We start from the raw sequence: 12,680 nt of genomic DNA, 5'->3' as shown, positions 1-12,680 counted from the left end.
ATACATGAATACCGACATCAACCTTTCCGTCGTCATCCCGGTCTACAACGAGCAGGACGTGCTGCAGGCGCTGTTCGACCGCCTGTATCCGGCGCTGGACGCGCTGAACCTGCGCTACGAGATCGTGTTCATCAACGACGGCAGCCGCGACAAGAGCGCGGCCATGCTGGCCGACCAGTTCGCCCAGCGCCCCGACGTCACCCGCGTGGTGCTGTTCAACGGCAACTTCGGCCAGCACCGCGCCATCCTGGCCGGTTTCGAGCACAGCCGCGGCGAACGCGTGGTGACGCTGGACGCCGACCTGCAGAACCCGCCGGAAGACATCCGGCTGCTGCTGGCGGAAATGGACAAGGGCCACGATTACGTCGGCTCCATCCGACGCCAGCGCAATGACAGCCTGTGGCGCCACGTCGCCAGCCGGGCGATGAACCGCCTGCGCGAGAAGCTGACCCGGATCAAGATGACCGACCAAGGCTGCATGATGCGCGCCTACAGCCGCCGCATCATCGACACCATCAACCAGTGCAACGAGCTGCACACCTTCATCCCGGCGCTGGCCTACCAGTTCTCGCAGCATCCGACCGAGGTCGTCGTCGGCCACGAGGAGCGCTTCGCCGGCGAGTCCAAATACTCGCTGTACAGCCTGATCCGGCTGAACTTCGACCTGATGACCGGCTTCTCCATCGTGCCGCTGCAATGGTTTTCGCTGATGGGCATGGCGGTGTCGGCCGGCTCCGGCCTCTTGGTGGTCTACCTGCTGCTGCGCCGGCTGATCCTGGGGCCGGAAGTCGGCGGCGTGTTCACGCTGTTCGCCATCGCCTTCTTCCTGATCGGCCTCGCGCTGTTCGGCATCGGCCTGTTGGGCGAATACATCGGCCGCATCTACCAGGAAGTCCGCTCGCGCCCGCGCTACGTGATCCAGACGGTGCTGGAGCAAAAGGGAGGCCAGGCATGAGCCGCGCCGTCGTCTTCGCCTACCACAACGTCGGCGTGCGCTGCCTGAAGGCGCTGATCGGCCGCGGCGTCGACGTCGCGCTGGTCGTCACCCACCAGGACAACCCGAACGAAAACATCTGGTTCCACAGCGTGGCCCAGACGGCGCGCGACTACGGCATCCCCGTCATCACGCCGGACGATCCCAACTCGCCGGAAGTGGTGGCGCAAGTCCAGGCCTGCCAAGCGGACTTCCTGTTTTCGTTCTACTACCGCCACATGCTGAAGGCCCCGCTCTTGGAGGCGGCCAAGCGCGGCGCGTACAATATGCACGGCTCGCTGCTGCCGAAGTACCGCGGCCGGGTGCCGATCAACTGGGCGATCATCCACGGCGAAACCGAAACCGGCGCCACGCTGCACCAGATGAACGTCAAGCCGGACAACGGCCCCGTCGTCGACCAGATGGCGGTGCCCATCCTGCCGGACGACACCGCGGACGAGGTGTTCGCCAAGGTGACGGTGGCCGCCGAGATGGTGCTGTGGCGCAGCCTGCCCGGCCTGATCGCCGGCGACGCGCCGCATGTCCAGCAGGACCTGGGCCAGGGCGGCTACTTCGGCGGCCGCAAGCCGGAAGACGGCCGCATCGACGCGCAGGCCCCGGCCCGGCGACTGCATGATTTCGTCCGCGCGCTGGCCCGCCCCTTCCCCGGCGCCTACGCCGACACCGCGGCCGGCCGCCTGCTGCTGTGGAAGACGCTGCCGGCCGGCCAGGCCGCGCCGGCCGATCGCGCAGAATTGCGCAGCGCCGATGGCCGGCTGTGGCTGCATTGCGCCGACGGCGGCCGCCTGGCGGTGCTGGAGGCGGAACTGGACGGGCAGCCGCTGGCCGCCGACAACTTCGCCGCCCGCGTCGGAAGCGACGCGCTGGCGCTGTGAACCGATTACCGAATTCGATTTTCCGCCTGCGGGCGAGTGAGGACTTGGAATGAAAAAAGTACTGATCCTGGGCGTGAACGGCTTCATCGGCCACCACCTGACCAAACGCATCATCGAGACCACCGACTGGGAAATCTACGGCATGGACATGCATGCCGACCGCGTGGCCGAATGGAAGGATCATCCGCGCTTCCACTTCTTCGAGGGCGACATCACCATCAACAAGGAGTGGATCGAATACCACGTCAAGAAGTGCGACGTGGTGCTGCCGCTGGTGGCCATCGCTACACCGTCCACCTACGTCAACAACCCGCTGCGCGTGTTCGAGCTGGACTTCGAGGCCAATCTGCCCATCGTCCGCCAGTGCGTGAAGTACAAGAAGCACCTGGTGTTCCCGTCCACCTCTGAAGTGTACGGCATGAGCCAGGACGCCGAGTTCGACCCGGAAAACTCCCAGCTGATCTACGGCCCGATCAACAAGCCGCGCTGGATCTACGCCTGCTCCAAGCAGCTGATGGACCGCGTGATCCACGCCTACGCGATGGAAGAGGGCCTGAATTACACGCTGTTCCGCCCGTTCAACTGGATCGGTGGCGGCCTGGACAACATCAACACGCCGAAGGAAGGCTCCAGCCGCGTGATCACCCAGTTCCTGGGCCACATCGTCCGCGGCGAGACCATCAAGCTGGTCGACGGCGGCCACCAGAAGCGCGCCTTCACCTATGTCGACGACGGCATCAGCGCGCTGATGAAGATCATCGAGAACAAGGACGGCAAGGCTTCCGGCCAGATCTACAACATCGGCAACCCGGCCAACAACTACTCGATCCGCGAACTGGCGCAGATGATGCTGGACCTGGCGCGCGTCTATCCGGAATACCAGCTGAACGCCGACAAGGTGCAGGTGGTGGAAACCACCTCCGGCCAGTACTACGGCAAGGGCTACCAGGACGTGCAGAACCGCGTGCCCAAGATCGCCAACACCATGGCCGATCTGGACTGGAAGCCGGGCGTGACCATGGCCGACGCGCTGCGCGGCATCTACGACTACTACCGCGACCAAGTCGCCGCCAGCCGCGATCTGTCTGTGTAATCCCCAAGCCGTAGGGCGGAAGCCCGGCTCTGCCGGGCGTTCCGCCACATACCGTACCCCCATAGTACGGGTTGGCTGCAGGCCATACCCAAGAACCACTAGCCAGAGTGGTCCGAGTAGGGGTGAATGAATCGCTACGATGCTGCGTTACATCAAAAGCGCAAATGTTCAAGGTGTTGGTCGAGAGAAATGAACCGTGTAGCGGCGTCTTTCAACTCCTTGGCCGCATGACTCCAGAAAACGACCTCGACCTGATACCCATCTGCACGTAGCTCATTAAGTGTCGGGACATAGTCCTTATCGCCGGCGACAAGAACGAACAGATCCTCCTCAGGCTTGCCGTGCTTATAGGCGTCCTTCGTCAGAAGTGTGGCGATACCCGTGTCGATCTTCTTTTCTTTGTTGGCCACATTGCGGTCTTCTAGGTGAAGTTCGAAACCCGCCCGCTCAGCGGATTTCCAGATTGAGTCATTGGGCGGTGGACGAGAGCCATACAGAGCGGCACGCTTGATCTTTGTAAGATCCCCTCCCGTCAAGAACTCGTGCAACTTACCAAAGCTGATGGTGTATCCATGGTCAAGAATGCCGTCACGCATCGCCTCGTTGATATTGGTAGCTAGCCGCTGCTGCACTGCGCTGACGCGCCGCCCCTCAATGTAGAGGTTAGAATTGTCGATGTAGATGTAATCAGCCATTTTTTCTCTCGTCGTTTCCGCAATGGCAGTCGACCGACCAAACTTCGATCTAGACGCAATTGATCTTGATTGCTTCGGCACTCATTGAGAGGGCCAGGCACTCAACTACAAAACCATATAAGCATCTTAGCTAATATTTTTAATAAGTGAACTCGGTACGCATATCATGTGCAAATTTATGATTTTCACATATAATGTCCTACCCCATGATGACCATAGCGCTATCGCCCCCGCCCTAGTTGGCCGATCAAGTTGTGATCGAACACATCGGCAGCACCGCCGTGCCCGGCCTCGCCGCCAAGCCGATCATCGACATCATGCTGGGACTGCCCGCTCTCAACAACATAGCGCCATATATCCCGGCTCTGAAATCGGCAGGCTTCCATCTTCAGCCGCAGATGGCCGCCGCCATGCCGGATCGACATGACTTCGCCAAACCAGCAGCCCATCCGCGCGAAGTCCATCTGCACGCGGTGGCGCTGGACAGCGGCTTCTGGCGCGACAAGCTGGCCTTCCGCGACGCGCTGCGCGCCGATGGCCACCTCGCCGAACAATACGCCGATCTGAAGCGGCAACTCGCGCAAAACCACAGCGATGACCGCGCCGCGTACACCGACGCGAAGAGCGCCTTTATCGCCGCCGTACTGGCGGCGGCGGCCGGAAAACCGCACGACAAGCCTCTGTCGCGGTAAACTCGCCAGCGATTCCGAACACTTGAAGCCATCAGAACAATGAAAAAACTTGCCTTGAAGATAGACGTCGACACCTGGCGCGGCACCCGCGAAGGCGTGCCGCGGCTGATGGAGGCGCTGCGGCGGCACGACGCCGGTGCCACCTTCCTGTTCAGCCTGGGCCCGGACCATACCGGCCGCGCGATCAAGCGCGTGTTCCGTCCCGGCTTCCTGTCCAAGGTGTCGCGCACTTCAGTCGTCGAGCACTACGGCATCCGCACCCTGCTGTACGGCACCGTGCTGCCGGGACCGGACATCGGCCGCCGCGAGGCCGATCTGCTGCGCTCGGTCCGCGACGCCGGTTTCGAGGTGGGCATTCATTGCTGGGACCACATCAAGTGGCAGGATTACGTCGCCGGCAAGGACGCGGCCTGGACCCGCGCCGAAATGCACAAGGCGGCCAGGCGCTTCCGCGAGATTTTCGGCGAGGATGCCCGCACCCACGGCGCCGCCGGCTGGCAGATCAACGACGCCGCGCTGGCCTACCAGAAAGAGCTCGGCATGCTGTACGCCTCGGATGGCCGCGGCAGCCACCCGTTCCAGCCGCTGGACGCCGCAGGCCGGCCGTTGGGCGTGCCGCAGCTGCCCACCACCCTGCCGACGCTGGACGAATTGATCGGCCTGGACGGCCTGACCAACGACAACGTCCACGAGCGCCTGCTGCAGCTGACCGAGAGCGAAACCGCCACCGGCCACGTCTACACGCTGCATGCGGAACTGGAAGGCATGCGGCTGATGGAGGTGTTCGAGCGCCTGCTCGCCGGATGGAAGCGGCAGGGCTACCAGCTGGTCAGCTGCATCGACCTGTTCGACAGCCAGGACCTCGCCAACCTGCCCTCCGGCCGGGTGACGATGGGCGAGATCCCGGGCCGCAGCGGCACGCTGGCGCTGCAGGCCTGAGCCGTATCGGCTTCTCAATAAAAAAACCCGCCGAAAACGGCGGGTTTTTCTTTTACCGGGCCCACGCGTCGATCAGAGCGCGGCCTTCGGCGAGGCGCCGAACTGGTTGTCGCCCTGCTGGCTGTCCATCACGGTGAACACGAACAGGATGATGCCGCCCACCAGCGGCACGCAGCTGATCAGCATCCACCAGCCGCTGCGGCCGATATCATGGAGACGGCGCACCAGCACGCCCCAGGCCGGCAGAATGGTGGCCAGCGCATAAATTATGGTCAGGATGGGGAAGGTCTGGCTCAGCGCCACTTGATCGATCACCACCAGCAAGGTGATGGCGATCATCTGGAACAGCTGGAACAGCCAGTATTCGCGGCGGCGCGCGCGGCCGTTGAAATCGAAGTATTTTTTCAGCGCAGTCAGATACCAGTTCATGGCGAGCCTTTTCTATTTTATTCGCAAAATGTTCAATTCAGGCATACAAAAAAAACATCGGCATGAAATTGCCGACGGAGCATGATAATAGACTTATAAGCTGATGTAAATTGTATGACATATTTCTGTTCAAATTGCCATTCAGGAGCCATCCATGACCGAAACCCGGCTGGAACAGTTGCTGCTGTACAGCGTCGCCTTCCACTATCTGGTGCTGATCCTGTGGTTCTGTCTGTTCTGCTTCGCCCACGACGCGCTGTACCGGCTGCATCGCCGCTGGTTCAGGCTGTCCGAAGCCGCCTTCGATCTGCTCAACTACGGCGGCATCGGCCTGTACAAGATCCTGGTGTTCGTCTTCAACCTGGCGCCGCTGCTGGCGCTATGGCTGAGCTCGCGCTGAATGCGAAACGGCGGCGGTCGTCCGACCGCCGCCGTCATTGGAATGGGCAGGAAATCAGTGGTCGCGCTTGTTCAGGAACAGGGTCAGCGTCAGTCCGCCCTCGCCGTCGTTCTGCGACTGGATGTTCTTCAAGGTGATGCCTGACGGCAGCAGCACGCTGATGCCGTGGCCGACGCCGTAGCGCGACAGCGTCTTCTCCAGCTGCTTGGCCACGCCCTTGGCCGGCAGCCTGGCTTCGTCGTCCAGCTCGAAGCCGTACGACTCCGCCGCGCTGCCCAACGCCACTTCCACTTGCTCGCGCGGCACGAAGCGCTCGGCGGCGGCGGTCAGCGCCTTGGCCTGCACCTCTTCCGGCTGGCTTTCCACCAGCGTCAGCAACTCGTCCTTGAAGCGCGCCTGCTCGACCGGATCTTCGATCTCGCCCGACAGCTGCTCCACCACGCTGGCCAGCATCTTGCTGCTGGACGCTTTGTCCGGCACCCGCAGCGCCTTCAGGAAATCGTCCAGCCAGAACTTGGCCTCGCGGCTGAGGCGGTCTACCGCATATACCGTCGGGCCGTGCTCCAGGATCAGCGCGCCCTTGTCGATCAGGCGCGGGTTGATGCCGGAGGCGTGGCTGATGTCGAACACGCCGCCTCCCTCGATGATGGTGAGGAAATCGTCGCGGATCTCGGACTTGAACACACCCAGCGCGCGCACTTCGCGCTCGCCGTCGGACAAGCCCGCGAACTGGATCACCAGCAGGTCGCCGGCGCTGATGTTGGGGTGCTGCGAGCGGCCGTACAGATGCTTGGCGATGCGCTGCGACACCTCAAGGAAATCCACCTCGCCGCGGAAGAACTGGCGGGTGTAGTGGTAGACCTCGTTCAGATTGAGATCGGTCTCGTGGACGAACTGGTGCTTCTTGCGATCGGAGACGATGCCCTTCAGGTAGCCGTCCAGCAGCAGGCCGGACACCGCCTCGTCCACCGCCGTGGTGCGCTCGGACAGCTGCAGCGGCTCGCCGCGCGTCGGGTTGCCCACCCGGTGCACCACCATGCATTCCACTCTAGATTCCGCTATCACCATCGCCGCGCTCCCGCAAAAGAATGCGCGATTATTGTCGCGGACCGCCGCCTTGGCAAGCGCCGCCAGCCAGACTGTCGGCCAGGAAATCCACCAGCAGCCTCACCTTGGGGCTGAGCTGGCGGTTGTGCGGATACAGCGCCCAGATGCCCTCCTCCGGCTCCGCGTAATCGGCCAATACCTCCACCAGCGCCCCGCTCTCCAGGTAGGCCGACACGTAGTAGTCCGGCAACTGCGCCAGGCCCATGCCGCGCACCGCGGCCTCGGCCAGCGGCGCGGCCGTGCTGCAGCGCATCCGCCCCTGCACGCGGACGCTCTGCCGCCTGCCGTTCACCTGCAGATGCCAGCCCTCGTTGCCGATCTGCAGGCACTGGTGCCGCTGCAAGTCCTGCGGCCGCCGCGGTTCGCCGCAGCGGGCCAGGTAGTCCGGCGACGCGCAAACATGATGGCGCCGCTGCGCCAGCTTGCGCGCCATCAGCGAGGAATCGGTCAAGCGGCCTATCCGTATCGCCAGGTCGTAGCCCTCGTGCACCAGATCCTTCACCTGGTTGGACAGGTCCAGGCTCACTTCCAGCAGCGGGTAGCGCTGCATGAAATCCAGCACCAGGGGAGAGATGTGGCTGTGGCCGTAGGCCAGCGGCGCGGTCAGCTTCAGCTGTCCCTGCGGCGCCGCCTGCAGTTGCGACACCGCCTGCTCGGCGTCGGCCAGCGACTCCAGCAGTTGGCGGCAATGCGCCAGATACAACTCTCCGGCCTCGGTCAGGCTGAGCTGGCGGGTGGTGCGGTACAGCAGCCGCGCGCCCAGCCTTTCCTCCAACTGTCCCACCTGGCGGCTGACCTGGGCGATGGAAATCCCCAGCCGGCGGGCCGCCCGGGTAAAGCTGCCGCAGTCGGCCACGGCGGTGAATTCCTGCATCCCTTCCCAACTGGCCATTTTTTCTCCACAGAAAAAATCATTTACCAATTCAGCCGATTATCGATAACCGGCAAAAAAATACAATGGTTGATTACCCTAGAGAACCGTCAATGCGAACAAGGAGTCGCCGATGAGCCATGACATCATCCGCTGCCAGGCTGCCGTAGCCTGGGCCGCCGGCCAACCGTTGAGCATCGAAGAGATCGAGGTGCATCCGCCCAAGGCCGGCGAGGTGCGCGTGAAGATGGTGGCCACCGGCGTCTGCCACACCGACGCCTTCACCCTGTCCGGCGCGGACCCGGAAGGCGTGTTCCCCTGCATCCTGGGCCATGAGGGCGGCGGCGTCGTCGAATCCGTCGGCCCCGGCGTCACCAGCGTGGCGGTGGGCGACCACGTGATCCCGCTATACACGCCGGAATGCCGCGAGTGCAAGTTCTGCCTGTCCGGCAAGACCAATCTGTGCCAGAAAATCCGCGCCACCCAGGGCAAGGGCCTGATGCCGGATGGCACCAGCCGCTTTTCCAAGGACGGCAAACCGATCTACCACTACATGGGCACCTCCACCTTCAGCGAGTACACGGTGCTGCCGGAAATCTCGCTGGCCAAGGTGAACAAGGCCGCGCCGCTGGAAGAAGTGTGCCTGCTGGGCTGCGGCGTCACCACCGGCATGGGCGCGGTGGTCAACACCGCCAAGGTGAAGGCCGGCGACAACGTGGCCGTCTTCGGCCTGGGCGGCATCGGCCTGTCCGCCATCATCGGCGCGCGGATGGCCGGCGCCGGCCGCATCATCGGCATCGACATCAATGAAGGCAAGTTCGAGCTGGCGAAAAAACTGGGCGCCACCGATTGCGTCAATCCGAATGGCTTCGACAAGCCGATCCAGGACGTGATCGTGGAAATGACCGACGGCGGCGTCGATTTCTCCTTCGAGTGCATCGGCAACGTCAAGGTGATGCGCGCGGCGCTGGAATGCTGCCACAAGGGCTGGGGCGAATCGGTGATCATCGGCGTGGCCGGCGCCGGGCAGGAAATCTCCACCCGTCCGTTCCAGCTGGTCACCGGCCGGGTATGGCGCGGCTCCGCCTTCGGCGGCGTGCGCGGCCGCACCGAGCTGCCGGAATACGTGGAGCGCTATCTGAAAGGCGAATTCCGCCTGGACGACTTCATCACCCATACCATGCCGCTGGAGCGCGTCAACGAAGCCTTCGACCTGATGCATGAAGGCAAGAGCATACGCTCCGTCATCCATTACGCGGCGGAGCCGGCATGAACGGGCTGCAGAAAATCGCCGACAGCCTGGCTTTCGGCGGCCGCCAGCAGCAGTGGCTGCACGATTCGGAAACGCTCTGCTGCCGGATGCGCTTCAGCGTGTTCCTGCCGCCAGCGGCCGACCATGGCAAGCTGCCATGGCTGCTGTGGCTGTCCGGGCTCACCTGCACCGACGAGAACTTCAGCCACAAGGCAGGCGCGCAGCGGCTGGCGGCCGAGCTCGGCATCGCGCTGGTGGTGCCGGACACCAGCCCCCGCGGCGAAGGCGTGGCCGACGACGCGGCCTACGACCTGGGCCAGGGGGCCGGCTTCTACCTCAACGCCGAGCGCGAGCCGTGGCGCCGCCACTACCGGATGTACGACTACGTCAGCGAGGAACTGCCGGCGCTGCTGCGACGCCATTTCCCGCTGAACGGCCGCTGCGCGATCGCCGGCCACTCGATGGGCGGCCACGGCGCGCTGATCTGCGCGATCCGTCGCCCGCAGGACTACGTGTCGGCGTCGGCGTTCAGCCCGATCTGCAATCCGAGCCAGGCGCCCTGGGGCCGCAAGGCCTTCGCCGCCTACCTGGGCGGCGACGAGGCCGCCTGGGCCGAGTGGGACGCCAGCCTGCTGCTGGCCGAGCGCGGCTGCCCGCTGCCGCTCAGGGTGGACATCGGCCTGGCCGATACCTTCCTCGCCGAGCAGCTGCGGCCGGACGCGCTGCAGCAGGCGGCGCGCAGCAGCGATGCGCGGCTGGAACTGCACCGCCACGCCGGCTACGACCACGGCTACTATTTCGTCGCCAGCTTCATCGACCAGCACCTGCGTTTCCACGCCCGCCATCTGCGGGCCTGACGCCACGCGCGGAACGCAAAAAAGCCAGGCTCGAGAGCCTGGCTTTTTTGTTGAATCTGGTGGAGGGAGAAGGATTCGAACCTTCGAAGGCAGAGCCGTCAGATTTACAGTCTGATCCCTTTGACCGCTCGGGAATCCCTCCAGAGCGGCGCATGGTATAGGCTTGCTTGCCGGCTGTCAACTTTCCGCGCGCCGATTCCGCCGCGACTTTCCCTGATTCACAAGCCCACCCCGCAGCCGTTTTCCACAGGCGGGCGCGTCCGCGCCATCATTCAACCTGCTTGCGGAAAAACGATGCACCTCCCTATCCATCGCCCTGTCTGCAGTCTGCTTTCCTCCCGCTCCCAAACCGACCTCGCCGCCCTGCCGCTGCTGCGGGACGCGCCCGAGTCGCTGATCCGCCACCTGGCGCGGCACGCCACCCCCGTGGACGGCAGGCAGCGCAAGCTGCTGTTCCTGCGCGGCGACCCTGAAAACTTCGTCGGCCTGGTGCTGCGCGGCGGCGTCTACCACTCGTTGCAGGAGCCGGACGGACATGAAGTGATCATGGACTGCACCCAGCCCGGCGAAATGGTCGGCGAAAGCGCCTTGCTGCAGCCCGGCCGCCGCAGCAGCAACGCGCTGCTCGGCCGCAACAGCCAGTTGCTGCTGCTGCATCAACAGCACTTCGCGCCGCTGCAGGACTGTCCACCGCTGATGAACCGGGTGCAGCAGCAGCTGTGCGCGCGGCTGCAGCGCATCAGCAGCTTCGTCGAAACCGTATGCCTGTACCGGCTGGAGGCCAGGCTGGCCCGCCACCTGCTGGCGGAGATGGAACAGAACGGCCGCCATGGCCCCGGCGGCGTGACGCTGCCGATGCCGGCCAACCAAGGCACGCTGGCCGCCATGCTCAACGCCAGCCGGCCGCGGCTGAACGCCCAGCTGCAGCAATGGCAGCGCGACGGCCTGATCCAGCTCTCCCGCCAGACGCTGCAGATTCTTGATCCCGGCCGGCTATCGCGCATCGCGAGGCAATCCCGGCAATGAATCCAAAAGCATATCTTTAACAGACAAAACATTCATTTGTCACCAAAGAAACAGTGCCGCCTTGCGTGTTACCCCATCCTGCAATCCCAACTGTCATAAAGGATGGCCACCATGCAAAGCTTCTCCATGGTCTGGCGGGAAATACACGCCAAACTGCAACGCCGCGCCCGCCACCTGTGCAAGGGCGACGTCCACCGCGCCGACGAGTTGTTGTCCGATACCGCCTTCAAGGTGCATCTCTACCTGCAGCATTCCCCCGGCCGGGTGCAGAACCTGGCCGGCTTCATGTTCCTGGCGCTCAACCACGCCTTCCTGGACCTGAAGCGCCGCCAGGGCCGGGAAATCAAGGTCATCGATCCCGATTCAGACCCGAGCGGCGACCAGGCCCAGGCCTGCGCCGGCCTGGGCCCCACGCCGGAACAGCAGTTGTCATCGCGGCAGCAGCTGGCCGAACTGGAATGCGCGTTCGCCGCCTTGAAGCCGGACCAGCAGCGGCTGTTCCAGCTGAAGTTCGAACAGGACCTTTCTTACGCCCAGATCGCCGCGCGGCTCGGCATCAACGAGGCGCTGGCCCGCAAGCGGGTGGAGCTGCTGCGCAAGGCGTTGCGCAGGCAGCTGGACCCCGATTTCACGCCCCCCGACAACCGCCGTCCGTGTCAGCAGCAGCGCGGGCGGCTTTCCGCCGCCAACGCCCGACACCACACCGCCTCCGCCGACGACAAGGACAAAGCCGCATGAAACCCTTTCCGCACATGATTCCGCTCCGGCTGGCCCGCTGGCTGCGCCTCCGGCTATCCCGGCCGCAGGCAGCGACGCCACCCGCGCGGAAAGGCCTGCCGGCCGCCGCCCCCTTCGCGGCCGATAAGCGCCGGAGCCGGCTGGACAGGCTGGAACGCCTGCCGCGGCTAGCACTGTCCTCACCCGTCAAGGAGCGCCTGACATGACCGCCAAACTGGGCAATCTGATCGGCGGACTGAAAAGAGCGGTGATCGAGGCGCAACGCTGCGTCTGCCATCAGCACATAGAGGAACTGCAGCAGTTCTTCATTCCCGACCAGGAGCAGGATCCGGCGCAAAACTTCCCCGAGGGCGCCTGGACCGCGCGCATGGTGGGCATGAACGTGCCGCGCGAGGTGAGCCGCAACGGCGTGGTCGCGATGGAGCACCACCAGGTCCAGGTGCCGCTGATCACGCTGCTGCCGCTGAAAAGCTTCGCCATCGAGAAAGTGGAGGTGCTGACCACGCTCAACCTGTCGTTGGCCGAAACCGCCGATGGCGAGCCGGACGCGGACGATGCGACCGCCGCCGAGGTGTTGGTCTCCATGCGCCAGCAGGATGAGCAGACCGCGGAGATCAAGATCGTCATCCAGGGCCTGGAGCCGCCCGCCGGCTACCTGCGCGTGGTGGCCGCCTACGAAAAGCTGCTGAACGCGCAGTTGCCCGCCTGAACG

Annotated in this window: 16 protein-coding genes and 1 tRNA gene; 12 read left to right on the top strand and 5 right to left on the bottom strand. The window is 64.2% G+C overall.

Annotated elements, in window-relative coordinates:
- The first annotated feature begins 4 nt into the window (after positions 1 to 4).
- Genes CV_RS03655 through CV_RS03645 form a run of 3 tightly spaced genes read left to right on the top strand, consistent with a single transcriptional unit; the run spans position 5 to position 2,962 of the window.
- On the top strand, positions 5 to 955 hold the full coding sequence (locus tag CV_RS03655; protein ID WP_011134304.1) for a glycosyltransferase: 951 nt from the start codon (positions 5 to 7) through the stop codon (positions 953 to 955).
- Complete coding sequence (locus tag CV_RS03650) at positions 952 to 1,869, top strand: formyltransferase (RefSeq protein WP_011134303.1); 918 nt, start codon at positions 952 to 954, stop codon at positions 1,867 to 1,869. Before CV_RS03655 ends, CV_RS03650 begins: the two co-directional genes overlap by 4 nt.
- Positions 1,870 to 1,918: 49 nt before the next feature.
- Positions 1,919 to 2,962, top strand: a complete 1,044-nt coding sequence (locus CV_RS03645; RefSeq protein ID WP_011134302.1) for a bifunctional UDP-4-keto-pentose/UDP-xylose synthase — start codon at positions 1,919 to 1,921, stop codon at positions 2,960 to 2,962.
- A 152-nt stretch (positions 2,963 to 3,114) separates the two neighbouring features.
- Here the strand turns inward: CV_RS03645 and CV_RS03640 are convergent, their stop codons facing one another.
- Entirely contained in the window at positions 3,115 to 3,657 is a 543-nt protein-coding gene (locus CV_RS03640; protein WP_011134301.1) for an NYN domain-containing protein, read from the bottom strand.
- A gap of 254 nt (positions 3,658 to 3,911) precedes the next feature.
- Here CV_RS03640 and CV_RS03635 point away from each other — a divergent pair, with 254 nt between their 5' ends.
- Together CV_RS03635 and CV_RS03630 are read left to right on the top strand one after the other, a co-directional pair.
- Positions 3,912 to 4,349 (top strand): GrpB family protein, encoded by a 438-nt coding sequence (locus CV_RS03635; RefSeq protein ID WP_227590069.1) that lies wholly within the window; start codon positions 3,912 to 3,914, stop codon positions 4,347 to 4,349.
- Positions 4,350 to 4,388: 39 nt separating this feature from the next.
- On the top strand, positions 4,389 to 5,288 hold the full coding sequence (locus CV_RS03630) for a 4-deoxy-4-formamido-L-arabinose-phosphoundecaprenol deformylase (RefSeq protein WP_011134300.1): 900 nt from the start codon (positions 4,389 to 4,391) through the stop codon (positions 5,286 to 5,288).
- Positions 5,289 to 5,360: 72 nt separating this feature from the next.
- Here CV_RS03630 and CV_RS03625 read toward each other — a convergent pair whose 3' ends face one another.
- Positions 5,361 to 5,717 (bottom strand): DUF805 domain-containing protein, encoded by a 357-nt coding sequence (locus tag CV_RS03625; RefSeq protein ID WP_043595420.1) that lies wholly within the window; start codon positions 5,715 to 5,717, stop codon positions 5,361 to 5,363.
- Between the two features lie 154 nt (positions 5,718 to 5,871).
- Here CV_RS03625 and CV_RS03620 point away from each other — a divergent pair, with 154 nt between their 5' ends.
- The gene (locus CV_RS03620) at positions 5,872 to 6,117 is read left to right on the top strand and encodes a DUF6868 family protein (RefSeq protein ID WP_043595418.1); all 246 of its coding nucleotides are present in this window, start codon (positions 5,872 to 5,874) and stop codon (positions 6,115 to 6,117) included.
- A 54-nt stretch (positions 6,118 to 6,171) separates the two neighbouring features.
- Here CV_RS03620 and CV_RS03615 read toward each other — a convergent pair whose 3' ends face one another.
- Entirely contained in the window at positions 6,172 to 7,185 is a 1,014-nt protein-coding gene (locus CV_RS03615; protein ID WP_011134297.1) for a nucleoid-associated protein, read from the bottom strand.
- A gap of 28 nt (positions 7,186 to 7,213) precedes the next feature.
- The gene (locus CV_RS03610; RefSeq protein WP_011134296.1) at positions 7,214 to 8,116 is read right to left on the bottom strand and encodes a LysR substrate-binding domain-containing protein; all 903 of its coding nucleotides are present in this window, start codon (positions 8,114 to 8,116) and stop codon (positions 7,214 to 7,216) included.
- A gap of 124 nt (positions 8,117 to 8,240) precedes the next feature.
- On the opposite strand from CV_RS03610, the gene CV_RS03605 reads away from it, so the two are divergent.
- Positions 8,241 to 9,368 carry an S-(hydroxymethyl)glutathione dehydrogenase/class III alcohol dehydrogenase gene (locus tag CV_RS03605; RefSeq protein WP_370448041.1) on the top strand — a complete coding sequence of 376 codons (1,128 nt, stop codon included), beginning with the start codon at positions 8,241 to 8,243 and terminating at the stop codon, positions 9,366 to 9,368.
- Positions 9,369 to 9,373: 5 nt separating this feature from the next.
- Complete coding sequence (gene fghA, locus CV_RS03600) at positions 9,374 to 10,204, top strand: S-formylglutathione hydrolase (protein ID WP_043597298.1); 831 nt, start codon at positions 9,374 to 9,376, stop codon at positions 10,202 to 10,204.
- 57 nt (positions 10,205 to 10,261) lie between these two features.
- Here fghA and CV_RS03595 read toward each other — a convergent pair.
- Positions 10,262 to 10,346 (bottom strand) — tRNA-Tyr (locus CV_RS03595).
- Between the two features lie 152 nt (positions 10,347 to 10,498).
- Between CV_RS03595 and CV_RS03590 the strand changes: the two genes are divergently transcribed.
- From CV_RS03590 to CV_RS03575, 4 genes are all read left to right on the top strand, one after another.
- A complete protein-coding gene (locus CV_RS03590; protein ID WP_045050144.1) occupies positions 10,499 to 11,230 on the top strand; it encodes a Crp/Fnr family transcriptional regulator in 732 nt (243 codons plus the stop codon).
- 111 nt (positions 11,231 to 11,341) lie between these two features.
- Positions 11,342 to 11,968: an RNA polymerase sigma factor gene (locus CV_RS03585; protein WP_011134292.1), complete on the top strand. Its 627-nt coding sequence runs from the start codon at positions 11,342 to 11,344 to the stop codon at positions 11,966 to 11,968.
- Complete coding sequence (locus CV_RS03580) at positions 11,965 to 12,174, top strand: hypothetical protein (RefSeq protein WP_139794093.1); 210 nt, start codon at positions 11,965 to 11,967, stop codon at positions 12,172 to 12,174. The genes CV_RS03585 and CV_RS03580 overlap by 4 nt, the downstream gene beginning before the upstream one ends.
- A complete protein-coding gene (locus CV_RS03575) occupies positions 12,171 to 12,677 on the top strand; it encodes a DUF2589 domain-containing protein (protein ID WP_011134291.1) in 507 nt (168 codons plus the stop codon). The genes CV_RS03580 and CV_RS03575 overlap by 4 nt, the downstream gene beginning before the upstream one ends.
- Positions 12,678 to 12,680: the final 3 nt, after the last annotated feature.

Origin of the sequence: Chromobacterium violaceum ATCC 12472 (genome assembly GCF_000007705.1) — a bacterium.
GTDB lineage: Bacteria > Pseudomonadota > Gammaproteobacteria > Burkholderiales > Chromobacteriaceae > Chromobacterium > Chromobacterium violaceum.
This window is presented reverse-complemented; position numbering and strand designations above follow the sequence as displayed.